Genomic DNA, 24,969 nt, shown 5'->3' with positions numbered 1-24,969 from the left:
TCGCCAAGCCCATCCCCGCCGTCGTCATCTGCGAACTGCTGGGCGTGCCGTACGAGGACCGGGACCGCTTCCAGGGGAACATCGACACGTTCCTCGGCGGGGAGACCGGCGACGAGGAGCTGATCGCCGCCTACCTCGCGACCCAGCAGTACCTCGCGGAGCTGGTGGCCGCCAAGCGCGCCGACCCCACCGACGACGTGCTCAGCGACCTGCTCGACAGCGACCTGACCGACGAGGAGCTCCAGGGAATCGCGCTGATCCTGCTGTCGGCCGGCTTCGACACCACCGCGAACATGCTCGCGCTGGGCACCTTCGCCCTGCTGCGGAACCCGGAGCAACTGGCCGCGCTGCGCGCCGACCCCGCGCTCACCGACGGAGCGGTGGAGGAACTGCTGCGCTATCTGAGCGTCGCCAAGCAGTTCCAGCGGGTCGCGCTGGAGGACGTCGAACTGGACGGCCGGACCATCGAGGCCGGCTCGACGCTGATCCTGTCCCTCAGCACCGCCAACCGCGACCCCGAGCGCTTCACCGACCCCCACACGCTCGACATCCGCCGCCAGGACGGCGGCCACCTGGCCTTCAGCCACGGCATCCACCAGTGCCTGGGCCAGCAACTCGCCCGCGTCGAACTGCGCGTCGCACTCCCCGCGCTGCTCAACCGCTTCCCCACGCTACGGCTGGCCGTCCCCGCCGACGAGGTCGCCCTGCGCCCGGAGACCGCCGACATCTACGGGGTCAAGAGCCTCCCGGTCACCTGGGACGCCTGACCCTGACTCCCGAGCCGCACAGGGCATCGGTCGGCCCGCCGGTGGGCCGACCAGACGCCCTGTCCGGGACAGGAGCCCGGCCCCCCGCCACTACTTGGCGTTGGCCTTGAGGTAGTCGCTGTTCATCTGCGCGATCGTGTCCAGCGGGATCCCCTTCGGGCACACCGCCGTGCACTCTCCCGTGTTCGTGCAGCCGCCGAACCCCTCCGCGTCCATCTGGTCCACCATCGACTTCGCGCGGGACAGCCGCTCAGGCTGGCCCTGGGGAAGCAGGCTCAGGTGGGTGATCTTGGCGGCGGTGAACAGGGAGGCCGAGCCGTTCGGGCAGGCCGCCACGCAGGCGCCGCAGCCGATGCAGGTCGCCGCGTCGAACGCCGAGTCCGCGTCCTCCTTGCGTACGGGCACGCTGTGCGCGTCCGGCGCGGAGCCGGCCGGGACCGAGACGAAGCCGCCCGCCTGGATGATGCGGTCGAAGGCGCTGCGGTCCACGACCAGGTCCTTGACGACCGGGAACGGGGCCGCCCGCCACGGTTCGATGGTGATCGTGGCGCCGTCCTCGAAGTGGCGCATGTGGAGCTGGCACGTCGTCGTCGCCACCTGCTCACCGTGGGCCACGCCGTTGATGACCATGCCGCACATGCCGCAGATGCCCTCGCGGCAGTCGTGGTCGAAGGCGATCGGGTCGTCGCCCTCCAGGATGAGACGCTCGTTGAGGACGTCGAGCATCTCCAGGAAGGACATGTCCGGGGACACGTCCTCCACCTTGTACTTCACCATGCGCCCCGCGTCCGAGGGACCGCTCTGCCGCCAAACTCGCAGGGTCAGGTTCATGCCCGGGGTTCCTTCGCTCCGCTTGCCCCGCTCGCTCACTTGTAGCTCCGCTGGGTCATCTTGACGTACTCGTACTCGAGGGATTCCTTGTGCAGCACCGGCCCGTCGGCGGCGAACTCCCACGCCGAGACGTGCGCGAAGTTCTCGTCGTCGCGCAGGGCCTCGCCGTCCGCGTCCTGCGACTCGGCGCGGAAGTGGCCGCCGCAGGACTCCGTGCGGATCAGGGCGTCCAGGCACATGAGCTCGGCCAGGTCGAAGAAGTCGGCGACGCGTCCCGCCTTCTCGAGGACCTGGTTCAGCTCCTCGGCGGCGCCGCTGACCTTGACGTTCTGCCAGAACTCGGCGCGCAGTTCGGGGATGCGCTCCAGCGCCTTGCGCAGCGACTCCTCGGTGCGCTCCATGCCGCAGTAGTCCCACATGAGCTTGCCCAGCTCACGGTGGAAGGAGTCGGGCGTACGGGTGCCGTTCACCGACAGCAGCCGGTCGATCTTGCTGCGGACCCGGATCTCGGCCTCGGCCACGGCCTCCTCGTCCACGTCCTCGAACGGGCCGGCGGCCAGGTAGTCGCCGATCGTCGTGGGCAGCACGAAGTATCCGTCGGCCAGGCCCTGCATCAGCGCGGACGCGCCGAGGCGGTTGGCGCCGTGGTCGGAGAAGTTGGCCTCACCGATGACGAACAGGCCGGGGACCGTGGACTGCAGGTCGTAGTCCACCCACAGCCCGCCCATCGTGTAGTGGACGGCCGGGTAGATGCGCATCGGCACGTCGTACGGGTTCTCGCCCGTGATGCGCTCGTACATCTCGAAGAGGTTGCCGTACTTCTTCTCCACCGCCGAGCGCCCGAGCCGGTCGATGGCGTCCCGGAAGTCCAGGTAGACGCCCAGCCCGCCGGGCCCGACACCGCGGCCCTCGTCGCAGACGTTCTTGGCGGCCCTGGAGGCGATGTCACGAGGGACGAGGTTCCCGAAGGCGGGATAGATCCGCTCCAGGTAGTAGTCGCGCTCCTCGTCCGGGATGTCGCCAGGTGCCCGCGTGTCGTTCTTCCGCAGCGGCACCCACACCCGGCCGTCGTTGCGCAGCGACTCCGACATCAGCGTCAGCTTCGACTGGTACTCCCCGGACACCGGGATGCAGGTCGGGTGGATCTGCGTGTAGCAGGGGTTGGCGAAGTACGCGCCGCGCTCGTGCGCCCGCCAGATCGCCGTGGTGTTGCAGCCCTTGGCGTTCGTGGACAGGAAGAACACGTTCCCGTACCCGCCGGTGGCCAGCACCACGGCGTCGGCCAGGTGGCGCTCGATCTCGCCGGTCACCATGTCGCGCACGATGACGCCGCGCGCCCGCCCGTCGGAGATGATCAGGTCGAGCATCTCGTGCCGCGTGTGCATGGTCACGGTCCCGGCCGCGATCTGCCGCTCCAGCGCCTGGTAGGCGCCCAGCAGCAACTGCTGCCCCGTCTGCCCCCGGGCGTAGAACGTACGGGAGACCTGGGCCCCGCCGAACGAACGCGTGTCCAGCAGGCCGCCGTACTCACGGGCGAACGGCACCCCCTGCGCCACGGCCTGGTCGATGATGTTCACCGACACCTGCGCGAGCCGGTAGACGTTCGACTCGCGAGCGCGGAAGTCGCCGCCCTTCACCGTGTCGTAGAAGAGCCGGTAAATGCTGTCGCCATCGCCGCGGTAGTTCTTCGCCGCGTTGATCCCGCCCTGCGCGGCGATGGAGTGCGCCCGCCGCGGCGAGTCCTGGTAACAGAACGACTTGACGTTGTAGCCCAGCTCCCCCAGCGTCGCCGCGGCCGAGCCGCCGGCCAGGCCGGTGCCGACCACGATCACGTTGAGCTTGCGCTTGTTGGCCGGGTTGACCAGCTTGGCGCCGAACTTCCGCTTCTCCCACCGCTCCTCGATGGGCCCGGCGGGCGCCTTGGTGTCCCTGATCTCGGGACCTTCGGTGTAGTTCACTTGATGACTCCGAACGTGATGGCGAGGGGCGGGGCCAGGAAGCCGATCACCAGGACCGCGGAGAGCAGCGCCGCGGAGACGCGCAGGGCCTGGTTACGGGTGCGGTTGGCCCAGCCGAGCGTCTGGAAGGCGCTCCAGATGCCGTGCCGCAGGTGCAGGCCGACCATGACGACGGCCACGAAGTAGATCAGCGTCACCCACCACCGGGACGCGTCGAAACCGGCGATCATCCGGTCGGCGGGGGCCGCGTCGAAGCCCTTGGGGTTCACGACGCCGAAGGTCAGGTCGAGCAGGTGCCAGACGATGAAGAGCACGATCGTCAGGCCGCCGAACCGCATGATGTGCGTGGCGTAGCCGTTGGCCTGCGACTTCTTGGCCACGTACTTGACGGGCCTGGCCTTGCCCGCCCGGCGGGCCAGCGAGATCGCGGCCCACATGTGCAGGACGACCGAGGCGACCAGCACGACCTCGATGAGCGTCAGCAGCGTGCGGTACGGCGCGAGCGGCTCGAGCAGCGTGCGCAGCGCATGGGCGTAGTCGTTGAAGGAGTCACGGCCGAAGAAGATCTTGAGGTTGCCGAGCATGTGTCCGACGAGGAAGAGCACCATCACGGCGCCCGTGACGGCCATGACGACTTTCTTGCCGTTCGACGAGCCCAGGAACCCGGCCGGCTTCTTACGCGTTGGAGCGTTCTTGGAGGAGTTCTGGGGAGCGGTAACAGGCGCGGTGGCTGCGCCGCGCTCTATCGTGGCAGTCACGCCTCAAACGCTAGGTATCCAGCAATGATCCGTCCAAGTCATCGCAGGTCTGGTTTCGATAGCCATCGGCTATGATGTCTGCAATACATGGTTGACAGGGCCCTGACCACTTCGGTCGGTGCGAGGAAAATCACATGCAGTTGCAGCAGCTCGCGTACTTCGTGGCGGTGGCGGAGACCCGGCATTTCACTCAGGCGGCCGAGCGCATGCGGGTCGCCCAGCCCTCGCTCAGCAAGCAGATCAAGGCCCTCGAAGACGATCTGGGCGCGCGGCTGTTCTCGCGGGCCCGCGGCAACGTCACGCTCACGGCGGCCGGTGAGGCGCTGCTGCCCCTCGCCCGCCGCATCCTGGCCGACGCCGACACCGCCCGCCAGGAGGTGGCCCAGCTCGCGGGGCTGCGCCGCGGCCGCGTGCGGCTGGGGGCCACGCCATCGCTCTGCGCGGGGCTGCTGGCCGACGCGCTGGCCCGCTTCCACCGCGAATATCCCGGCATCGAGCTGCTGGTGGAGGAGGGCGGCTCGCGCGACCTCATCAGGGCGCTGGCCCGGGGGCAGCTCGACCTGTCGCTGATCATCATGCCGCTGCAGAGCGACGACCCCTCGCTGGTGACCGAGGAGATCCTGCGCGAGAACCTCGTCGTCGTCTCGCCCTCGCACGAGCACGCGAAGGGCCCGTACCTGCGGATCGAAGACCTGCGCGGCAAGCCGATGGTGATGTTCCGGCGCGGCTACGACCTGCGGGAGGCCACGCTGGCCGCCTGCCGGCAGGCGGGGTTCGAGCCCAGGTTCGCGGTGCAGGGCGGCGAGATGGACGCGGTGCTGCGCTTCGTGGAGGCGGGGCTGGGGGTGGCCGTGGTGCCGTCGATGGTGCTCGACGGCCGCCCCGGCCTCTCCGGCACGCCGCTCGCCCCGCCGGGGCTCAGCCGGTCGATCGCGCTGGCCCATCGCAAGGACGTCGAGCCGACCCGGGCCGCGCAGGCGTTCAGGGAGACTTTGCTGTCCTTCGTCGTAGAAGCCGGGCATGAGGGCACGCTTCCACAAGGAGTCGAACTCATCGCAGAATGAGCAACAACTGCTCCGACTGCACGAAGAGGCGTCTGTGACGGCAAATCTTTCGGAAACGTTGACGCTGCTCCTCATAGAGGATGACGACGGCGACGCCTTCCTGGTCGAGGAGCTGCTCAACCAGGCCCTGGCGCCCCCGGAGATCTTCCGGGCACGCACCCTGCTGGAGGCCAGGTCGAAACTGACCGCCAAGATCCAGTGCGTGCTCGTGGACCTCTCACTGCCCGACGCCAGCCGGCTGGAGGCGCTGGAAGAGGTGCTGGCCATCGCCCCGCGCACGGCGGTGCTGGTGCTCACCGGCCTGCGGGACGTCCACGTCGGGGTCGCCGCGGTCCAGGCGGGAGCCCAGGACTACCTGGTCAAACAGGACATCGACGCGCGACTGCTGGCCAGGTCCATCCGGTACGCGATGGAGCGCAAACGGGCCGACCTGGCCCAGCTCAAGCTCATCCAGGCGGAGCTGACGGCCGCCGAGAACTCCCGGCTGGAGAGCGCGCTGCTGCCGGGTCCGCTGCTGGGCAGCGCGGACATCGAGCACCTGACCCGCTACCTGCCGGGCAGCGGCGGAACCCTGGCGGGAGACTTCTTCGACACGGTGCAGACGCCGGACGGCGCGGTGCACCTCGTGATCGGCGACGTGTGCGGGCACGGCCCCGATGAGGCCGCGCTGGGCGTGGCGCTGCGCATCGCCTGGCGCACGCTGGTGCTGGCGGGGCAGACGAGCGACACGCTCCTGCGCACGCTCGACACGCTGCTGCGCGCCGAGCGCAAGGCTCCCGAGATCTTCACCACGCTCTGCACCGCCACGATCACTCCCGACCTGTGCCAGGCCAAGATGCGCGTGGTCGGCCATCCACCGCCGGTGCTGCTCCGTGACGGCGTCGTGGAGGTGCTGAACGGCACACCGTCGGGCCCGCCGCTCGGGATCTTCCTCGACGCGGAGTGGTCGGAGATCGACGTGCCGCTGGGCCACGACTGGTCGATGATGCTCTACACCGACGGCCTGATCGAGGCCGCGATCGGCGAGCCGAACGGGCTGCTCGGCGTGGACGGCCTGGTCAACCTGGTACGCGAGCACGGGGTCATCGACCTCGACCGGCTCATCACCCACGTGGGCACGCTGAGCGACGACCTCGCCGCGGTCCTGGTACGGAGGAGGAGAAAATGAGCATCCACCCCCTGCCTCCGCCGAAGGAGCCCACCGGGCTGGGCAGGCTCCCGGTCTCCCGCTGGTTCCTGGCCACCGGGGCGGTGGCGGGCTTCGCCTTCACGGCCGGGGTCGTGGTCGTCATGACGATGACCGCCCGCGCGATGGAGCTGAACCCGCGCACGGAGGTGGCCGCGCAGCTCGGCCGGCTCACGGTGGCGCTGATCGTGCTGTTCGCGGTGCTGCTGGCCTGCGGGATCGGGCTGGCGTTCATCGTGCGCTACGCCGTGCTGAAGCCCATCGACCAGCTCACCGAGCAGGTCCGTACGGTCGCCGCCGGCGACTTCGACCACGACCTGCACGTCGACCGGCCGGCGGAGCTGGCCGAGCTGTCCAGTCACATCGACTCCATGCGCGCCCGGATCGTGTCGGCCTGGCGGACGGCCACCGACCAGGCCGAGGAGCTGCGGCGCTCGAACGGGGAGCTGGAGCAGTTCGCCTACGTCGCCAGTCACGACCTCCAGGAGCCGCTGCGCAAGGTCGCCAGCTTCACCCAGATGCTCGAGCAGCGCTACGGCCCGCAGCTCGACGACCGGGCCAGGCAGTACATCCACTACGCCGTCGACGGCGCCAAGCGCATGCAGTTGCTGATCAACGACCTGCTCGACTTCTCCAGGGTCGGCCGCGTCACCGGCGAGCGGCGCGTGACCGAGTCGGGCACGGCGCTGGACTCGGCGCTCGACAACCTCTCGGCCACGATCGACGACACCGGGGCCACCGTCACCCGGGACGAGCTGCCCCGCGTGAACGGCAACCCGCTGCAGCTCACCCAGCTCTTCCAGAACCTGATCGAGAACGCCATCAAGTTCCGTTCCGAGGAGCCGCCGCGCGTCCACATCGGGGCGACGCGCTCCGGCGACATGTGGGAGTTCAGCTGCTCCGACAACGGCATCGGGGTCGAGCCCAAGTACGCCGACCGCATCTTCCTCATCTTCCAGCGCCTGCATCCCCGCGACGTCTACCCGGGGACCGGCATCGGGCTGGCACTGTGCCGGAAGATCGTCGAGTATCACGGCGGGCAACTGTGGCTCGACGGCGACACCGGCGGCGACACCGGCGGGCGCACCGGCGGGCGCACCGGCGGGCACGGCGCGACGTTCCGCTGGACGCTGCCCGCGACGGGAGACGAGCGATGAACGGCTGGCGCCCGATCGAGGTGCTCCTGGTCGAGGACGACCAGGGCGACATCCTGCTCACCAAGGAGGCGTTCGACCTCAACAAGGTGCGCAACCGGCTGCACGTCGTCAACGACGGCGAGCAGGCGATGGCGTTCCTGCGGCAGGAGGAGGGCTTCGCCGGCTCGCCGCGGCCCGACCTGATCCTGCTCGACCTCAATCTGCCGCGCATGGGCGGGATGGAAGTGCTGCGTGAGGTGAAGGCCGACGTCGCGCTGCGGACGATCCCCGTGGTGATCCTGACGACCTCCGAGGCGGAGGAGGACATCTTGCACAGCTACCGGCTGCATGCGAATGCTTATGTCTCCAAGCCGGTGGATTTCGAGCAATTCATCCGGGTTGTCCGCCAAATAGATGATTTTTTCGTGACTGTGGTGAAGTTGCCGGCCCAAGGACTGCCCCCTGACGGGCCTACGTGACAGGAATCACAGCCAGTCATCGAAAAAGTGAGTGACCCCGCTCACAAATTTCGATCCTGTCGTCGTAACGTATCCCCCACCAACGCGCGCCTGAGCGGATACGCCGTACGCGCGCCCAGCGAAACGACACCACGGACCCCCCTGCGCGACGGGTCCGCGGGAGGTGGAGAGGTCCACGATGACCCAGACGACGCCCGAAGCTCCGGTCAGAAGGCAGCGTGCACAGATCAGAGTGCGCACCCTGCGCACAGACAGATGGTGGCTGGCCCCGCTCCTGACATTCCTCGGGCTCAGCTCGTTCCTCATCTACGGTGTGTGGGCGATTCTCGACAACAGCTACTTCGTCGACCCGTATATAGCGCCCTTCTCCTCGCCCTGCCTCGCCGAGTCGTGTCCCGAGGGCGCGCGGCTGTTCGGATGGGCCCCGTTCGGCGAGTGGTACACCCTGCCACCCGGGCTGCTGATCCTCGGCCTGCCCGGCGGCTTCCGCCTGACCTGCTACTACTACCGCAAGTCCTACTACCGCTCGTTCTGGCTGTCGCCGCCCGCGTGCGCCGTGCAGGAGCCGCACGGCAAGTACACCGGCGAGCGCCGCTTCCCGCTCATCCTCCAGAACGTGCACCGCTACTTCTTCTACGCGGCCATCGTGATCGGCCTCGTCCTGGCCTACGACGCCGTCCTGGCGCTCATTCACAAGCCCGACGGCCTCGGCACCTGGATCCTGATCCTCAACGCCGTCCTCATCAACGCCTACACGCTGTCGTGCCACTCCTGCAGGCACATCACGGCGGGCAGGCTCAACCACTTCTCCCGTCACCCGCTGCGGTATCGGGCCTGGACGTTCGTGTCCAAGCTCAACGCCAAGCACCAACCCCTCGCGTGGGCCTCGATGTTCTCCGTCATGGGCGCCGACCTGTACGTCCGCCTGGTGGCCAAGGGCATCATCGCCTTCCCGTACGCGTAAGGACCAGTTCCAGTGGAAAACTCGCTTAACACAGAGCGCCACGAGTACGACGTCGTCGTCATCGGCGCGGGCGGCGCCGGCCTGCGCGCCGCGATCGAGGCCCGCCAGCAGGGCAAGAGGACGGCGATCGTCTGCAAGTCGCTGTTCGGCAAGGCCCACACGGTCATGGCCGAGGGCGGCGCGGCCGCCGCGATGGGCAACGTCAACTCCGACGACAACTGGATGGTGCACTTCCGTGACACCATGCGGGGCGGCAAGTTCCTCAACAACTGGCGGATGGCCGAACTGCACGCCAAGGAGGCGCCCGACCGCGTCTGGGAGCTGGAGGCCTGGGGCGCGCTGTTCGACCGCACTAAGGACGGCAAGATCAGCCAGCGGAACTTCGGCGGGCACGAGTACCCACGACTCGCACACGTGGGCGACCGTACCGGGCTGGAGCTCATCCGTACGCTGCAGCAGCGCGTCGTGGCCCTGCAGCAGGAGGACTACGAGACGCACGGCGACCACGAGGCCTACATCAAGGTCTTCGCCGAGTGCACGGTCACCCGCCTGCTCAAGGACGGCGACGCGATCTCCGGGGCCTTCGGCTACTGGCGCGAGACCGGCAACTTCGTCCTCTTCGACGCCCCGGCCGTGGTCCTGGCCACCGGCGGCATCGGCAAGTCGTACGTCGTCACCTCCAACTCCTGGGAGTACACCGGCGACGGCCACGCCCTGGCCCTGCTGGCCGGCGCGCGCCTGATCAACATGGAGTTCATCCAGTTCCACCCCACGGGGATGGTCTGGCCGCCGTCGGTGCGCGGCATCCTCGTCACCGAGTCGGTCCGCGGTGACGGCGGCGTGCTGCGCAACTCCGAGGGCAAGCGCTTCATGTTCGACTACATCCCCGACGTCTTCAAGGACAAGTACGCCACCACCGAGGAGGAGGGCGACCGCTGGTACACCGACCAGGCCAACAACCGGCGCCCGCCGGAGCTGCTGCCGCGTGACGAGGTGGCCCGCGCGATCAACGCCGAGGTGAAGGCCGGTCGCGGCTCGCCCCAGGGCGGCGTCTTCCTCGACGTCTCCACCCGGCTGCCCGCCGAGGAGATCAAGAAGCGGCTGCCGTCGATGCACCACCAGTTCAAGGAGCTGGCCGACGTCGACATCACCGCCGAACCCATGCAGGTGGGCCCCACCTGCCACTACATCATGGGCGGCGTCGAGGTGGACGCCGACACCGGCGCGGCGGCGGTGCCGGGGCTGTTCGCGGCCGGCGAGGTGTCGGGCGGCATGCACGGCTCCAACCGGCTGGGCGGCAACTCGCTGTCCGACCTGCTGGTGTTCGGGCGCCGTGCGGGCGCGGGCGCGTCGGCGTACGTGGACGGGCTGCCCGCCCGGCCCAAGGTGGAGCCCGAGCAGGTCGAGTCCGCCCGCGAGGAGGCGCTGGCGCCCCTCGGCCGCAGCGGCGAGAACCCGTACGAGGTGCACCACGAGCTCCAGCGCACGATGAACGACCTGGTCGGCATCATCCGCAAGGCCGAGGAGGTCTCCGAGGCCCTGCAGGTCGTGGAGAAGCTCAAGGAGCGCGTGCATCTGGTCGGGGCGGCCGGTTCCCGGATCTACAACCCCGGCTGGCACCTGGCGATCGACCTGCGCAACATGGTGCTCGTCTCGGAGTGCGTGGCGCGTGCCGCGCTCATGCGCGAGGAGAGCCGCGGCGGCCACACCCGCGACGACTTCCCCGGGATGAACCCGGAGTGGCGCCGCAGGCTGCTCGTCTGCTCCAGCGACGACGGCAACACGATCGCGGTCGAGGAGAAGGTCCAGCCGTCCATGCGGGACGACCTGATCGCCCTCTTCGACCGGGACGAGCTGAAGAAGTACCTCACCGACGAAGAGATGTCCGAGTTCGACGGGATAGCGAAGTCATGAGTTACAAGGCAAAGTTCAAGGTCTGGCGCGGTGAGGGCGGCGAGGGCAAGCTCGAGGACTTCACCGTCGAGGTGAACGAGGGCGAGGTCGTCCTCGACATCATCCACCGCCTCCAGGCCACGCAGGCGCCCGATCTGGCGGTGCGGTGGAACTGCAAGGCGGGCAAGTGCGGCTCGTGCAGCATGGAGATCAACGGCAAGCCGCGGCTCGGCTGCATGACCCGCATGTCCACCTTCGAGGAGGACGAGACCATCACGGTCACGCCGATGCGGACGTTCCCGGTCATCAAGGACCTGGTCACCGACGTGTCGTACAACTACCAGAAGGCCATGGAGATCCCCTCCTTCACGCCTCCCGCGGGCGTGCGGCCGGGTGAATACCGGATGAAGCAGGTCGATGTCGAGCGGTCCCAGGAGTTCCGCAAGTGCATCGAGTGCTTCATGTGCAACAACGTCTGCCACGTGATCCGTGACCACGAGGAGAACAAGACCAACTTCGCCGGTCCGCGCTTCCTCATGCGGATCGCCGAGCTGGACATGCACCCGTACGACGTGGCGGACCGGCAGGACGCCGCCCAGGAGGAGCACGGGCTCGGCTTCTGCAACATCACCAAGTGCTGCACCGAGGTCTGTCCCGAGCACATCAAGATCACTGACAACGCGCTGATCCCGATGAAGGAGCGCGTGGTCGACCGCAAGTACGACCCGCTGGTGTGGCTGGGCAACAAGATCTTCAAGCGCACCGGGAAGTGAGAAAAGGGCGGGGGCCGGAGCCCCCGCCCTTTCTCGTTCGCCTACTTCTTGCGGCCGAACCGCCTGCGCTTGGAGTCCGGCATCTCCTTGGTCGGCTCCTGCTGCGGGGGCGGCTCGGGCAACGGCTGAATCACCGTCGCCTCACCCTCGGCGGGCACGTCGGCGGGCAGGTACGGCGGCGGATCGTAGTTCCCGGGCTCCCTGGGAGCCGGCTCGAACAACGACTGGCCCTGCCACGGCTCGGAGTCGCCCGGCTCGGCCGCCGCGGCCGGGGCGAGCGGCAGTTCCTGGTCGCCCTCGTAGGGGCTCGCGCCGCCCGGCGGAATGTCGGACGGTGGCGGCTCCGCCGGGACCAGCGGCTCGAACAGGTCGCGCGCACGGTCCCTGGGCGGCTCGTGGCTGTAGGAGTCGAACTCGTCCGGGTGCAGCACCACCGGCTCCGGCGGCGGGGCCTGCGCGGTCGGGGGCTCCTGGACGTACCCCTGGGGCGGGTACGGGTGGTTCGGGTCCTGGTAGTACTGCGGCTGGCCGGTCGGATAGGTCTGCACCGGCACGAAGCTGATGATGGGCGCGTACGCCGTGCCGCCCGGATAACCCGGAGCCGGGAAACCCGCCGTGGCGTAACCGGGCCCGGCCGGATAGCCGCCGCCCATGGGCGCCGCGTCCGGCCGGCCGGCGTGCGGCCCGGCCTTCCGCACGGCCGCCGCGTGGGCCATGCGGCGCAGCCGCCCCTCGAAGATCAGGACGGCGAAGAGCGCGAGCAGGACGAGCACCAGGGCCGGGATGCTGAGCTTCTGCGTCAGCGTCCGCTGGTCGAACTCCGGCGCCGCGTTCCGCAGTTCGAGCGGCACCTCCTCGGTGGAGGCGGCCTGCGACTCCGACACCGGCGGCGTCGTGGGAGGCGTCTCGCTCGGCGCGATGGCCGGCATCTCGACGGACTGCTCAGGCGTGGGCGACGTCGAGGTCGCCGGCGGCACGTCCACGCTCTGCGTGGGCAGCGGCTGCGGGTTCTGCGTCGGCGTGGTCTCCGGGGTCGGCGCCGGAGGCGGGGTGCTGCTCTTCTTCGGGGTGGGCGCCTTGGTGGCCTTCGTCGGAGACGCGGTGACGGTCTTGGTGACCGTCGTCTCCGGCTCCTCCTCAGGAGTCGGCGTGCCCAGAGTGGTGGTCACCGTGACGGTGGCCTCCGGCGTCGTCTCACACGTCTCTTCGACGTCACAAGGATCGACCGGATCGTACGCCGCCACGGAGGCGCTCGCACTCTGCACGATGAACGGTGTCGCTCCGGCGCCGGTCAGTCCGAGCGCCAGGACGATAGCGGACACGGCTGTCGCTCGTGTGCGTGCCACCGCTGCCCTCCGCGTAGTCCCGGAACCATGGTCAAGGGAATACTAGTCGGGTAAAAGTAACAGTAAAGACGGAATTACAACACCTTTCTCCGGTTGCCGCCTTTTTGTACCGTGACAATGAGCCACAGGGCTCCCAGCAGCACTCCGATACCCCCTGCGACCATGGGCAGAGCCCGCGGGCCGTCGATGGGGCTGACCCAGCCGACCGCTTGGACCGGTCTCGACGACGCGGCCATCTCCCACGGCAACGGCGCCTCCCCGATCTCGTCGTTCCCCTCCGGCGCCGCACCGGCCACCACGGGCGGCGCCACGCTCACCGAGGCCGGCGGGGCCAGGCTACCGAACGGCATGAGCCCGGCCACACCCTGAGACGGGACACCGACGGCGGGCATGCTCACCAACGCCCCAGGCGTGAGACCGACGGCGGGCACGCTCACCACGGCCCCGGGCAGGGCACTGACAGCGGGGACGCTCACCACGGCCTGGGGCCGGGCACTGACGGCGGGACGACTCACCGTGGCCCGCGGCAGCGCACTGACAGCGGGACCGCTCACCCGAGCCCGCGCCCGAGGCTGGGCGGGGGCGCTCACGGTGGCCCGGGGCAGCGCGGGGGCGCTCACCGTGGCCCGGGGTTGGGCAGGCGTGCCCATGGTGGCCCGAGGCCGGACGGGGGCGCTCGTCCGGGGCTGAGGCGTGGCAGGGGCGCTCGCCGCGGCCCGAGGCGTGGCGCTGGGCCGGTGCCGTTCCCTGGGGGGCACCCGCACCGCCGGGCCGGTGAACGTCGCCGCCTCGCCCGTGATCTCGTTCCGCACCGGCACGGTGGCGGTCGCGCTCGTCGTGGCCGGCTCCTTCCCCGGGGTGGACCTGATCCGGCTCACCGCCGCCAGCACCACTTCCCTCGTCCTCGGCGGCGCCGTCACCGTGACCTCCACGATCCGATCACCGGAGACCGCGCCCAGCACGCACACCCGCGCCCCCAGCGGAGCCAGGGCGGACCCGCTCACGGCGGCCAGCGCCCGCAGGGCCAGCGCCCGCGCCTCGCCGGAACCCGAAGCGGGCTCGCCCTCACCCTCGTCCGACACAGGCGCGGGCAGGCCGCCCGCCTCGTCGGTCACCGGTGTGCCGCTCGCCTCCGGAGTGGCCGATCCTGTGGCCAGGGTGGTCGACGGCACGCACGCCACCTCCGCCAACGCCTCCATGGGGCTGGCCGCCACCGCCACCTTGGCCCCCCTGCCCATCCCGTTGATCCGCACCCGGAACCGCTGCACGTCGCCGGTCCTCATCCACAGGCCGGCATCGCCGGTCTCCTGAATCCGTTCGAGCACCAGCGACACTCCCGCGGCCGCCACCGGCACGGACGGCACCGCGACCAGGATCAGCGCTCCGGCCATGATCCAGCCCCGCCGCATCAGCCAACTCCCCCGCCATGACAAAACTACGCCTAGTAGTCATTGTGTCACAGACAGGGACCACTTAATCCCGAAGCAGTAGATTCTCCACAGTCTTCATGATGGGCAGGTCGGCCCCCAGCCAATCGACGTCGTAGTATTCGCCAGGCGCCAGCCACCGCAGCGCGAGGTGTTCCTTGGCCTCCGGCGTGCCCGAGGCCAGCGAGCACAGCCAGGCCCGCATCACGTACCCCTGGGCCAGGGGCCAGTCACCGCCCACACGTTCGCCCACCGCGATCCGCACGCCCAGTTCCTCACGGCATTCGCGGACCAGCGCCGCCTCCTCACCCTCCCCCGGGTCCACCTTGCCGCCGGGGAACTCCCAGCCGCCGGCGAGCGCCGGCGGCTCCGCGCGCTGGGCGGCGAGCACGCGCCCGTCCCGGTCGACGATCACCGCGGCCACGACCACGACTTCGCTCATGAAGTTGATGTCCTCATAGAGTTGGATTCTGCAGCTTCTCGAGCTGCGCGAGCACGTCGGGGTTCTGCAGGGGGCGGGTGAAGCCGATCCGGTTGGCGCGCGCCTGGTAGCTCGTGACCTTGATCGGCCCGCACAACCGGCACCGCGCCTCGAGCATCTTGCCCTTCGACACGACCAGCCCGACGTGCCCGGGGTTGTCGGCCGAGGTGCCCGGGCCGGCGTTGAAGAACACCAGGTCTCCCGGCTGCTCCTCACCCTCTAACACCTTCACCCCGAACGGCCACTGCCCGAAGGTGGTGCGCGGGATCCTCAGCCCCACCGACTGGTAGGCGGCGTAGATGACGCCCGAGCAGTCGAACGAGTCAGGCCCCGTGCCGCCCCACAGGTACGGCTTGCCGCGCTGCGCCAGGGCGTACTGCATGATCCTGGCCACGACGTCGCTGGGCGCGGCCTCGATCAGCGGCTCGTCGCAGTCTTCCGACGCCTGCGGCGGCACCTTGAGGTCGCCGGACTTGGCGTATTTCCTGGCGATCTCCTCGACCTGGTCGACGTACCACCAGGCCCGGTTGTAGACGAACAGCGCCCGCCGTACGTTCTCGGGGGCGCCGTTGCGCTTGAGCATCTTCGCCGCGCCCAGGATGGCGTCGGCCGGGTTGTAGACGTCGCCCACGCCGTCACCGTCACCGTCGGAGGCGTAGCCGTTGAACGTCGACGACATCGTGATCCTGGCCTTGCCGCCCCACGTCGAGATGAGGAACTGCATCGGCCCGGCCGCGCCCGCGTAGTTGGTGCCGCTCTGGACGCCCGGCAGGGTGGAGCGGCCGTGGTCGGTCTCGCGCTTGCCGACGGCGGCCAGGATGTTCCACTGCACGCCGATCTTCTGGCCGTGCTCCTTGTACAGCTCGAGGTATTCGGCGGGGATGTCGGACGCGGCCGAGTCTGAGGCCTCCTCGACCTGGGCGGTGTCCTCGCAGTCGGTGGGGGCGCCGCCGCTGCCGAGGAAGGACGGCATCGACATGAGCAACATGGGCGACAGGATGACCGCCACGAGGAGAAGCAAACCGGCGAGGCCGATCACCAGCGCCAGGCGCGCCCGCGAGAGTTTCACCCCGTTTCGTCCCCCTTCTGACCGGCGCTGGCGGGAAGGATGTCGTAGATCCGCCAGTCGGAGGCGGACTGGCTCACCGTCACCGCGTACTCCTCGCTGACGTGCTTGGGACCGCTCTTGGCGGCGACCTGCCGGGTCGCGGTGATCAGGAAGACGACGGACGACTTCTCGATCTGCCGGATCTCCTTCAGCCTGGCCGTGGCCGTGGAGACGACCTGGTCGTCACGGTTCTGCTGGACGGTGCCCGCCGAGGTGATCGTCCTGGTCAGCGTGTTGGCGAGCCCGGGCGTGGTGTACACCTTCACCCGGTCCGCGTACGCCGCCGGGTCCTCGTCGTAGCGGAAGGTGCCGTAGGCGGCGGTGAACCGCTCGGCCAGGTCCGCCGCCGCGGCGAGTTGTTCCTTCGTCATCGGCAGATAGGAGTAGACGTCGAACGGCGCAGCACTCGCGGTCGCCAGGGGCGTGCTCGACGCCACCGCCGGGCCGGCGGTGCGGCCGGCCTGGGAGTCGGGCTCGGCCTGGTCGGGCGTGTCGGGCCACATCGTCAGATAGATGCCGACCGCTGCGATGACGACGACGATGGCGGCGAAGGCCACCCCGCGCCGGTCACCTGGCTGCGCCATGTTCTAGTCCTTGTCCGGGTTGCTCGGCTTGAGCCAGAAGGGCACGGAAGGGCTGTCACCTCCGGAGCCACCTCCGTTGCGGCTGCCGCGCAGCCAGAGCGGGGGCGCCTCGGAGGAACGGGACGAGGGCTCGTCGGAGCCGAAGATCCGGGGGCCGGAACCGGAAGACGAGCCGCCACCCGACCGCGATCCGCCGGACCGCGAGGAACCGCCGGAGCCACCGGACCCGCCGCCGAACAGCCCGCCGCCGCCGCTGGAACCACGTGAGCGCGTGCCGCCCGTACGGGAGCCGCCACCGGACCCGCCGAACCGCGACCCACCTGAGCGCGACCCACCCGAACCACCGAAGCGCGACCCGCCGGAGGAGCCGCCCCGCGTCCCGGCCGACGACCCGCCGCGCCGCGCCCAGCCACCGCCGGACCCGCCGCCGAACCAGCCACCGCCACCGGAACCGCCCGAGCTGCCCGAACCGCCGGAGCTCGCCGGCCCGGACGCGCTGGCCGCCCTGGGACCTGCCGCCGCGGGGCCACGGGTGCGCGTGGGCGTGCCGCCCAGGTTGAGCGGCGGCGCGGTGCCCTTGCGCGGCTGAAGCGGCGCCCTGCCCGCCTTGCCGCCCTGCTGGTCGGTGTCGAGCGGGGCCGCCGTGGCCGGGAGCCTGGCGCCGGAGGCGGCGCCCTCGCCCTCCTCGCCGCGTACGCGGACCTGCCCGGCCGCCGCCGTGGCCGCCGCGCCCGCCGGGTTGGCCGCACCGGCCGCCCTGATGAGCGGCTCGGCCTTGCGCAGGCCCCAGCGGCCGATCCGGGCCGAGGCGACCGGCGGCAGCGCGCCGGCGGAGCGCTCGAGCACGGACGAGCTCGCGGCCTCGCCGAGCATGCGGGTGGCGACCGTGTGGCCGTTCATGGAGGCGAACAGGTGCTGGAACGGGCGCCGGTAGAAGAACACCGCGATCGTCAGCAGCGCCATGAACAGCACCTGAAGGCCCCAGGGCATGGCCGTGGAGATGATCAGGGCGTAGCCGTACACCAGGACGCTGAGCACGATCGTCAGCACGGCCTGTCTGAGCAGCGTGCCGATGAGCATCTCCACCCAGCGCATGGCGACGATGCGCCCGCTGCCCGGATGCACGCCGATCAGCAGGAAGATCGGCCCCAGGATCAGCAGGAGCAGGAAGCCCACCTTCAGCACCAGCAGCGAGACCGCCACCAGGAAGATGAGCGTCCCCGCCACCAGGGCGGCGATGAACGCGCCCACGGCCACGCCGAGCCGGTTGGACCAGTCGCGGCCGGAGAAGGTGGCGTAGCGGGGGTCGTTCCTGAGCTTGTCGGCCAGGGCGGCGTATTCGGACTGGCGGGCCCCCCGGTCGGGGGCCGGCTGGCCGGCCACGGCAGGCGGGACCGACTGCCATTCCAGCATCTTGCGGCCCCAGTCGCGCACAATGGGCTGCTGCGGGTCGGCGGTGCCGAACTGGCCCACCAGCCACGGCTTGCAGATCAGCGTCGACCACAGCGCGTCGGCGTTCTGCTCGACCCCCGGCGTGCCGGTCTGGCCGTAACCGCCCGCCTTGACCTGGGGGTTGGCCTGGCCGGGCGGCGGCAGGCAGGAGGCGCCTCCGGCGCCGGGCAGGCCGGAGAAGGCCGAGTTGACGACCTCGCCGGTCTTGTCGGTGACGACCTTGCCCAGACCGGTGAAGTCGCCGGGGCGGCTGAAGAACCAGACCGCCACGGTGACCGCCAGGACCATCCAGATCACGCCTTCGGCGGTCGTGGTGGCCCGCTTGCGGATGAGCCCGTACCAGGCCAGCCAGATCGCGCCGAGGATGACGATCGGCCGCAGGTACGGCCAGTACATGGCGTTGGACAGGTTGGTGACGATGTCGTCGACCACGTCCTTGATGGACTGGAGCGGTCCTTCGGTCGCCGCCGCCTGGTAGGTGGTGATCGTCAGCCTGTCGACGGCCTTGGCCGCGGTGAAGACGCCGTTGGCCCACATGTTGCCGAGCACGGCGACGTAGTCGGAGCAGGTCAGCTCGTGCGTGTGCCAGAACTGCCCGCTCATGCCGAACTGGCCGTAGTTGGTCGTCGGCGCCTGCGGACCGCCCTCGGGGGGCGGCGGCTGGATCAGGCCGTCGGTGCCGCTGCCGATCATCTCCGGTTCGAGCGGGCCCGACAGGTCACAGGGCGCCGCGGCGACCGGCGTGGAGACCCCGCCCACCACGAGCGGCACCACCAGCACGGCGGTGACGAGGGCGAGAGCCAGCGATAGTCGTCGGGATAGCCGGATCTTCATGACCGTACCTCCTGCGCCCTGCCCACGCCCCCTTGATGATCATCATGCCCGGTGCCGTCGGGTTTGTCGTGCGTCGGGTTCGTGTCGAGCCAGCGGAGAAGTTCCTCGGAGATCAGGTCTACTCCGATCCGGCCCGCCCTGCCATCCAGATCGCGGAAAACGCATTCGCCGTTGCCGAGTGAGCGCAGCACGGCCTTGTGCTCTTCCGACGGTTCGACCCCGAGCAGGGACATGACGTGATCCACTTCCACTCGTTCGGTGGACCTGAAGGCGAAGACGGACGAGAGGCAGTTGGTCACCTGCTCGTTCAGCAGGTCTCCGGCGTTCTGGGAGACCAGCACGAGAGCGGTGTTGCGGGAGCGGCCCATGCGGCTGACCTCGGGCACCAGCTTGGCGCCCTCGGGCGTGGAGGTGATCGCCCACGCCTCGTCCAGGAAGATCGCCTTGGGCGCGCGCCGGTCGAGACCGTTCATGAGCCTGCGCGCGAACTGGGAGACCAGGTACAGCAGCGCCACCGACAGCCGCTGCTCGTAGGAGTAGTCGTCCCTGGTCGTCGCCACGTCGGGCAGCGTCAGCCCGCCCAGCGTGAACACGGTCGTCCAGCCCTCGCTGTCGATCTGGTCGCCGCCGGAGGGGTCGAAGCAGAGCCTGGCCAGGTGCATCTCCGACATGGAGCGCAGCACGGCGCCGAGGTTCTTCGAGGCGGGGTCGTCGGCCCCCTCCAGGAAGTCCACGACCTTGCCGAGCGAGGGGTCGTCGCCGTTGGACACCGCGGCGACCGCCTGGATCATCGCCGACTCGCGCTCCTCCGACATGCGGGGCAGCAGCAGCCGCAACGTCTCGGTCGCCATGGTCTTCTTCGCCGCGATGTCGTCGCCGAACGAGAACGGGTCCAGCAGCCCGGGAGACGCCGAGCCGAGCGGGATGATCCGGGCCTTGCGCCCCCGCTTCTCCAGGAGCTGCACGAGGGACTCGGCGTCGCCCTTCGGGTCGATCACCGCGACCGTCACGCCGCGCAGCGACATCTGGTAGATCATCAGCAGCGCGAGCGTGGTCTTGCCGCCGCCCGGCTCGCCGGTGATCGCGATGGCGGTGGGCCGGTTGCGGGTGGCCGCCACCAGCGGGTCGAAGTGCACGATGCTGCGCGCCCTGCCGACGGTCTCGCCGATGTACGGGCCCAGCCAGCCCTCACTGCCGTCGTCGAGCCGGTCGCCCAGGTCGACGGTGGCCGTGGCCATGCCGCCCGCGATCGTCCGCAGCGGCTGGCGCTGCGCGTAGGCGTTGACGCCGACCTTCTCGCCCGGCAGCGTCTCGCGGAACAGCGAGAACTGGTCGCCGGTCGAGTTGACCACGTCGATGCCCATGTCACGGTAGTGCTCGACGACCGCCTCGACACGCTGCACGCAGATGTCCTCGCTGGGGGCCGACACGATCAGGCGGTGCCAGCCGTACACGAAGGGCAGCCGCTCCTTGGTGATGCCGTGCTCCAGCATGCGGGCCGCGTCGATCTGCTCGGCCAGCGCCAGCGGCGCCTCCGCGCCCGCCTCGCGGATGTGGTGGTCCATGTCGCGGGCGTGCGCCAGCTTGCGCGCCACATCCTTGGACGCCTTGACCGGCGGGATCAGCCGCATCCTGGAGGAGACCTCCACCGGGAACGGCAACTGGTCGGCGAAGTGCAGCCACGGCTCGCCGTCGGGGAACGGCATCAGATCGGGGAAGCGCGCGAACGACAGGTAGGCGACGTACGACTCGCCCTGCGGCTGCACGATGCGCAGCAGCGACCTGCCGTTGTGGATCTCCCCCTCGACCAGCGACTCGATCTCGCCCTTTCCCCAGCGCCGCCGCGGGCTCGCCGACGGCGGCGGGTCGCCCAGCGCGCCGGAGGCCGAGTGCTGGAACAACCACGCCACCTCGACAGAGGTGGCGTGGCGAGCATAGAGGGCGCTCGATGCGAGCGCCCGGCCGAGGCGTTCCGCCTGCTCCGTCCAGCGCCCGATCTCGCTGTCGGGCACGTGGTCGTCCTCCATGCCCAGCGCCTTCTCCGTCCGCTGGTAGAAGCCGAAGAGCTGGGCGAGCACACCGCTGCCGAGTTGCTTGCCCCGCGGCCCGAGCCGCACGCCGAGGTAGACCTCCTTGGACCAGAAGTCCTTGGCCCAGACGTGCCGGTACATCTCCTCCAGGTAGTCGCGCCAGCCAGGCCCCTCGTCGGACGTGGCGTTCAACGCCATGGCCCACTCCGCCGCCGGGTAGGTGCGGTGCGCGACCCTCAGGTGGACCTCGGCGTCAGGCATCCTGATCGCGGCCAGCGCGATCGTGATGTTGGTGGCCAGCGCCTCCCGCTCCTCGGGGGTGACGAACTCGTAGCTGACCGTGGGAAGGCGGAAGTACGCCCAAGCGCAGGTGTCCGTGAGCAGGATGCGATCGTCGAAATAGCGGACCGCGAGGCGCTGGTGCGCTCGAGACGCCCTGCTCATGCCGCCCCCTCGGCGCATGAACGGGCCAGACCTGCTCGCTTGTTCACTTATCGCTCACCGATTCTCGTGCCCGGGGGGTCACTCGCCAACTCCTCTTCGCTCGGTCGTACGGTCTGTGCCGCGAAGCCCGCGACCACCACACCGGCCAGGGCCAGATAGGCCCGCCGCCCGGCCGCGCGCAACTGCCCGGGATCGACGACCTCCGCGCCGTCGGGCGCCAGGTCGTCCTCCCAAGGGACCCTGACGATGGCCCGGCACCTGCCTCTGGCCACCGACTCCGCCTGCTCGACGTCGGTCATCGAACGCCTGCTGACGCCGTTGACCACCATCACCGCCCGCCTGCGCAACTCCGCGCAGCCGTGCCCGTCGAGCCACTCGTACGTCATCGCCACCGCCTCGGACGCCTCCTCGCTCGCCGGAACCACCAGAACGAGCTGATCCGCGTACGGCAGCAACCTGGCCGCCAGGGCGGCGGCCGGGTCGATGACGGCCAGCTTGTAGTGGCGGTCGAGCAGGCGCAGGGATTCGCCGAGCCGGTGGTCGGAGAAGAGGGACCGATCCGCCAGGCGCTGCTCGGCGCCCGCGTCGGTGTCCGCGCTGACCACTTCGAGCCCGGAGGCGGTCCGCGTGGTGTAGCCCCGCATGGTGAGATAGCCGCTGACCCGGTCGAGCCCCGCCAGCAGCGAGGTCAGGGTCTCGGGGGTCTCCGGCTGGATCTTGCTGGTGAGGGTGCTGCCGCCGGTGTTGGCGTCGACGGCCACGACCCTGTCGTCACGGTATTTGGCGAAGGTGTGCCCCAGCATGAGCGCCGTCGTGCTCTGCCCGGCGCCACCGGTGCACCCCAGAACCACGACCCTCCGGCACCCGCCGAACACGGCCCTGGCCCTCGCCTCGTCGATCTCCGACCCATCGGTACGCACCCCGCCCCCGCCGACGACGACCTGCGCGATCCGCCGCCACCCACCGGAGTCCCGGCCGACGACGGACTCGACCCGTCGCACCCGGCCTTCCCCGGGCCTGGGCACCGGCACGGGCACGACACGCTCCTCGGCCACCGGCACGAACGACTCTCCGGCCACCTCCGGGACCTCCGGGACCTCGGCGACCTCCGGGGCCCGCTCCCGTGCCACCGGCGCACCGCGTTCCCCGGCCACCGGCACCCTGCGCTCGTCAACCTCCACCGGCCTCTCATCCACCGGCACCGCGCGCTCACCCATCCCCGAAGCGACGCGACGGTCCGGGGCGTCCGTCTCACGATCACCCTTCGGCGACCCGGCGCACTCATCCCGAGCAACGACCTCACGGTCACCCCTCGGGACCCCGGCGCGACCACCCTCAACGACGGCCTCACGGTCGCCTCTCGAAGCCCCAACACGACCGTCCCGATCGGCCGCCTCACGGTCACCCCTCCGGGATCCGACGCGGCCATCCTGAGCGTCCGCCTCGCGCTCGCCTCGCAGGGATCCAGCCCGGTCCTCCTGGGCTGCCGTCTCACGGTCGGTCCTCGGGGATCCAGCGTGGCCATCCTGAGCGGCCGACTGAGATTCAGCACGGCCAGGCTGAGCGGCCGACTCGCCGTCAGCCCTCGGGGAGCCGGCGCGGTCGTCCTCGGTGGCCGTCTCACGGTCGGTTCTCGGGGGTTCGGTGCGGTCGGTCGGTGTCGTGGGCCTGTCGTCGTCCGTTGCCCGACCGTTGCGGGCATTGGTCTCGGCGGCGCGGTGCAGAGCCGTGACCTCGTGGAGGCCGGTGCTCTCCTGGCCGCTCGTGCCCTCGGCCGCGCCAACGTCCGCGCCCGCCCGGCCGGGCCGCTGCGCGATGTCGTCCGTGGTCATGCCTTGGGTCTCGGCGCGGACATCCGGCGCCTCGTCGCGAACGTCCCGTTGGACGTCCTTGCGGGCGCTCGGCCGGGGCAGCGGCTTGGCGTTGGGGTTGAGCGGCGGCCAGACCTGGGGAGTGCCCGACAGCACCAGGGTCGGGCCGATCCGCGGCGGCTGCCCCTTCCGGTGCTGGTCTCGCGCCACCTCGTCCTCGTGCCGGTTGCCCTCCCGGCGCTCACTCGCCACCCGCTCCACGGTCTCGGCCGGCGCGTCGGCACTCGCCGCGAGCCTCCTCAGCCGCCGCAGCGCCTCGGTGTCGATCGGCTTGCCGGCGGCGGGCTTACGGCTCTCCACGGTCTTGATCGGCACGACCGCTCCCCGCGCGGCCAGCGCCTCGGCGCTCACCTCGCCGTGCGACCCACGCGTGCCCTCGAACTCCACCCCGCCCTGGGCCCCAGCGGCGACCTCACGCTCACCCGCCTCACGCCCGGCAGCCCCACGCCCAGCGACCCCACGCCCGGCAGCCTCTCGCCCGGCGCCATTCCGCCCGGCAACCTCCTGCTCAACGGCTTCCCGCCCGGCAACCTCACGCCCGACGACTTCCCGCCCGGCGCGATCCCGCTCAGCGACCCCACGCCCGACGTCCTGCCGCTCAAGCTCCTCACGCCCAACCTCCGGACGCCCGCCATCACGCCCGGCACCCTGACGATCAGCACCCTGACGATCGGCAACGCCCCGGCCGCCCGAATCCCGGCCGCCCGAATCCCGGCCGCCCGAATCCCGCGCACCCGACTCCCGCGCACCGGAAACCCGCGTGCCGGAGTCCCGGCCGCCGGACTCCCGCTCACTGGACCGCCGCTCCCCGGAGCGTCGCTCACCGGACCGTCGCTCCCGCACGGCGGGCTCACGCTCGTCCGGCGTACCCCCCTCGAAGCCCGTCTCCCGGACCGGCACCAGCAACGCGTCCTGGCTCCGCCCGGAGCCGCCTGAGAGCGCCTCCTCGCGCCGTCCGGCCCCCACCGCGGTCCCGGAGCCCGCGGCCGTCGCCGTCTGGCGTAGCTGCGCCTTGAGAGCGGGCGCCGTCCCGCGCCGGGTGCCCCAGCGCGTCGTGCCCGTCGGCTCCGCCACAGGAGCCGTGGCGGCCGCGGCCGCCGCCGCGGCGACGGCGGGACGTACCTGACGGGGGCCGATGATCCGCTGGCCTTCGCGCTTGCGCTGCGGATGGCGGGCCTTGCGCGGCCCCTTCGACTTGGCGCGCACCGGCGCCGTACGCCAGACGCGGCCGGAGAACATCACGGCCTCGGGCTCCGCCGAGGGCGCCATGCGGTACCACGCCTTGGGCTGGCCGAGATAGCGAAGCTGGGACTCCAGAAGTTCGGTAAGCCGCTTGCCCTCGATGACGGGACGGGTCGACAGCCACGTCACGATCCCCGGCGGCACCAGGAACAGCACGTGCCAGGGCATCTCCACCGGCACGCCCACCAGGACCAGCAGGAGCGACCACGGAACGAACACCCCGACGAAGACGCCGATCCAGACGATGGGCAGCGGCATCGGCAGCCGTAGGTCGTACAGCTTGTAGAGCCGCTTCTCGATGCGCCAGATGTTCGTATACGTGGGCAGGTCCACGCGGTCCT

Annotated in this window: 19 protein-coding genes; 8 read left to right on the top strand and 11 right to left on the bottom strand. The window is 70.4% G+C overall.

Annotated features, from left to right (window positions below; translation table 11 throughout):
- The coding region (locus AB0I15_RS12255; RefSeq protein ID WP_358093642.1) for a cytochrome P450 at window positions 1-767 on the top strand (767 nt) is incomplete at its 5' end.
- Window positions 768-857: 90 nt separating this feature from the next.
- On the opposite strand, the gene AB0I15_RS12250 is transcribed toward AB0I15_RS12255, so the two are convergent.
- Genes AB0I15_RS12250 through AB0I15_RS12240 form a run of 3 tightly spaced genes read right to left on the bottom strand, consistent with a single transcriptional unit; the run spans window position 858 to window position 4,314 of the window.
- Window positions 858-1,598, bottom strand: coding sequence for a succinate dehydrogenase/fumarate reductase iron-sulfur subunit (locus AB0I15_RS12250; protein WP_358093639.1), 741 nt, complete (start codon window positions 1,596-1,598; stop codon window positions 858-860).
- Between the two features lie 35 nt (window positions 1,599-1,633).
- On the bottom strand, window positions 1,634-3,556 hold the full coding sequence (locus AB0I15_RS12245) for a fumarate reductase/succinate dehydrogenase flavoprotein subunit (protein ID WP_358093636.1): 1,923 nt from the start codon (window positions 3,554-3,556) through the stop codon (window positions 1,634-1,636).
- Complete coding sequence (locus AB0I15_RS12240) at window positions 3,553-4,314, bottom strand: succinate dehydrogenase cytochrome b subunit (RefSeq protein ID WP_358093633.1); 762 nt, start codon at window positions 4,312-4,314, stop codon at window positions 3,553-3,555. Before AB0I15_RS12240 ends, AB0I15_RS12245 begins: the two co-directional genes overlap by 4 nt.
- 134 nt (window positions 4,315-4,448) lie before the next feature.
- Here AB0I15_RS12240 and AB0I15_RS12235 point away from each other — a divergent pair, with 134 nt between their 5' ends.
- From AB0I15_RS12235 to AB0I15_RS12205, 7 genes are all read left to right on the top strand, one after another.
- On the top strand, window positions 4,449-5,378 hold the full coding sequence (locus tag AB0I15_RS12235) for a LysR substrate-binding domain-containing protein (protein WP_358093630.1): 930 nt from the start codon (window positions 4,449-4,451) through the stop codon (window positions 5,376-5,378).
- Between the two features lie 34 nt (window positions 5,379-5,412).
- The gene (locus AB0I15_RS12230; protein ID WP_358093627.1) at window positions 5,413-6,546 is read left to right on the top strand and encodes a fused response regulator/phosphatase; all 1,134 of its coding nucleotides are present in this window, start codon (window positions 5,413-5,415) and stop codon (window positions 6,544-6,546) included.
- Complete coding sequence (locus AB0I15_RS12225; protein WP_358093624.1) at window positions 6,543-7,721, top strand: ATP-binding protein; 1,179 nt, start codon at window positions 6,543-6,545, stop codon at window positions 7,719-7,721. Before AB0I15_RS12230 ends, AB0I15_RS12225 begins: the two co-directional genes overlap by 4 nt.
- Window positions 7,718-8,179 carry a response regulator gene (locus AB0I15_RS12220; protein WP_358093621.1) on the top strand — a complete coding sequence of 154 codons (462 nt, stop codon included), beginning with the start codon at window positions 7,718-7,720 and terminating at the stop codon, window positions 8,177-8,179. The genes AB0I15_RS12225 and AB0I15_RS12220 overlap by 4 nt, the downstream gene beginning before the upstream one ends.
- A 178-nt stretch (window positions 8,180-8,357) precedes the next feature.
- Window positions 8,358-9,143 carry a hypothetical protein gene (locus AB0I15_RS12215; protein WP_358093620.1) on the top strand — a complete coding sequence of 262 codons (786 nt, stop codon included), beginning with the start codon at window positions 8,358-8,360 and terminating at the stop codon, window positions 9,141-9,143.
- Window positions 9,144-9,155: 12 nt separating this feature from the next.
- Window positions 9,156-11,057 carry a fumarate reductase/succinate dehydrogenase flavoprotein subunit gene (locus AB0I15_RS12210; RefSeq protein WP_358093617.1) on the top strand — a complete coding sequence of 634 codons (1,902 nt, stop codon included), beginning with the start codon at window positions 9,156-9,158 and terminating at the stop codon, window positions 11,055-11,057.
- A complete protein-coding gene (locus AB0I15_RS12205) occupies window positions 11,054-11,809 on the top strand; it encodes a succinate dehydrogenase/fumarate reductase iron-sulfur subunit (protein ID WP_358093614.1) in 756 nt (251 codons plus the stop codon). The genes AB0I15_RS12210 and AB0I15_RS12205 overlap by 4 nt, the downstream gene beginning before the upstream one ends.
- Before the next feature lie 41 nt (window positions 11,810-11,850).
- Here AB0I15_RS12205 and AB0I15_RS12200 read toward each other — a convergent pair whose 3' ends face one another.
- The 8 genes from AB0I15_RS12200 to AB0I15_RS12165 form a co-directional block, all read right to left on the bottom strand.
- Window positions 11,851-13,131, bottom strand: coding sequence for a hypothetical protein (locus tag AB0I15_RS12200; RefSeq protein ID WP_358093612.1), 1,281 nt, complete (start codon window positions 13,129-13,131; stop codon window positions 11,851-11,853).
- A gap of 98 nt (window positions 13,132-13,229) precedes the next feature.
- Entirely contained in the window at window positions 13,230-14,564 is a 1,335-nt protein-coding gene (locus AB0I15_RS12195; protein WP_358093609.1) for a hypothetical protein, read from the bottom strand.
- Between the two features lie 64 nt (window positions 14,565-14,628).
- Window positions 14,629-15,024 carry a (deoxy)nucleoside triphosphate pyrophosphohydrolase gene (locus AB0I15_RS12190; RefSeq protein ID WP_358093606.1) on the bottom strand — a complete coding sequence of 132 codons (396 nt, stop codon included), beginning with the start codon at window positions 15,022-15,024 and terminating at the stop codon, window positions 14,629-14,631.
- Between the two features lie 13 nt (window positions 15,025-15,037).
- Window positions 15,038-16,132 (bottom strand): bifunctional lytic transglycosylase/C40 family peptidase, encoded by a 1,095-nt coding sequence (locus AB0I15_RS12185; RefSeq protein ID WP_358093603.1) that lies wholly within the window; start codon window positions 16,130-16,132, stop codon window positions 15,038-15,040.
- Window positions 16,129-16,755, bottom strand: a complete 627-nt coding sequence (locus AB0I15_RS12180) for a hypothetical protein (protein ID WP_358093600.1) — start codon at window positions 16,753-16,755, stop codon at window positions 16,129-16,131. The genes AB0I15_RS12185 and AB0I15_RS12180 overlap by 4 nt, the downstream gene beginning before the upstream one ends.
- A gap of 3 nt (window positions 16,756-16,758) precedes the next feature.
- Window positions 16,759-19,041, bottom strand: a complete 2,283-nt coding sequence (locus AB0I15_RS12175; protein ID WP_358093598.1) for a type IV secretion system protein — start codon at window positions 19,039-19,041, stop codon at window positions 16,759-16,761.
- On the bottom strand, window positions 19,038-21,515 hold the full coding sequence (locus AB0I15_RS12170; RefSeq protein ID WP_358093595.1) for an ATP-binding protein: 2,478 nt from the start codon (window positions 21,513-21,515) through the stop codon (window positions 19,038-19,040). Before AB0I15_RS12170 ends, AB0I15_RS12175 begins: the two co-directional genes overlap by 4 nt.
- A gap of 47 nt (window positions 21,516-21,562) precedes the next feature.
- Window positions 21,563-24,961: a TcpE family conjugal transfer membrane protein gene (locus AB0I15_RS12165; RefSeq protein WP_358093592.1), complete on the bottom strand. Its 3,399-nt coding sequence runs from the start codon at window positions 24,959-24,961 to the stop codon at window positions 21,563-21,565.
- Between the last annotated feature and the right edge of the window lie 8 nt (window positions 24,962-24,969).

This window comes from Nonomuraea sp. NPDC050643 (genome assembly GCF_040654715.1).
Taxonomy (GTDB): Bacteria; Actinomycetota; Actinomycetes; order Streptosporangiales; family Streptosporangiaceae; genus Nonomuraea.
The sequence above is the reverse complement of the archived record's forward strand: the minus strand, read 5'-3'. Positions and strand labels throughout refer to the sequence as shown.

Excerpts from the sequence above, each read along its gene's own strand:
- AB0I15_RS12250 (WP_358093639.1), bottom strand. The coding sequence starts at position 1,598 with ATGAACCTGACCCTGCGAGTTTGGCGGCAGAGCGGTCCCTCGGACGCG.
- AB0I15_RS12235 (WP_358093630.1), top strand. The coding sequence starts at position 4,449 with ATGCAGTTGCAGCAGCTCGCGTACTTCGTGGCGGTGGCGGAGACCCGG.
- AB0I15_RS12225 (WP_358093624.1), top strand. The coding sequence starts at position 6,543 with ATGAGCATCCACCCCCTGCCTCCGCCGAAGGAGCCCACCGGGCTGGGC.
- AB0I15_RS12220 (WP_358093621.1), top strand. The coding sequence starts at position 7,718 with ATGAACGGCTGGCGCCCGATCGAGGTGCTCCTGGTCGAGGACGACCAG.
- AB0I15_RS12215 (WP_358093620.1), top strand. The coding sequence starts at position 8,358 with ATGACCCAGACGACGCCCGAAGCTCCGGTCAGAAGGCAGCGTGCACAG.
- AB0I15_RS12205 (WP_358093614.1), top strand. The coding sequence starts at position 11,054 with ATGAGTTACAAGGCAAAGTTCAAGGTCTGGCGCGGTGAGGGCGGCGAG.
- AB0I15_RS12195 (WP_358093609.1), bottom strand. The coding sequence starts at position 14,564 with ATGCGGCGGGGCTGGATCATGGCCGGAGCGCTGATCCTGGTCGCGGTG.
- AB0I15_RS12190 (WP_358093606.1), bottom strand. The coding sequence starts at position 15,024 with ATGAGCGAAGTCGTGGTCGTGGCCGCGGTGATCGTCGACCGGGACGGG.
- AB0I15_RS12180 (WP_358093600.1), bottom strand. The coding sequence starts at position 16,755 with ATGGCGCAGCCAGGTGACCGGCGCGGGGTGGCCTTCGCCGCCATCGTC.
- AB0I15_RS12175 (WP_358093598.1), bottom strand. The coding sequence starts at position 19,041 with ATGAAGATCCGGCTATCCCGACGACTATCGCTGGCTCTCGCCCTCGTC.
- AB0I15_RS12170 (WP_358093595.1), bottom strand. The coding sequence starts at position 21,515 with ATGAGCAGGGCGTCTCGAGCGCACCAGCGCCTCGCGGTCCGCTATTTC.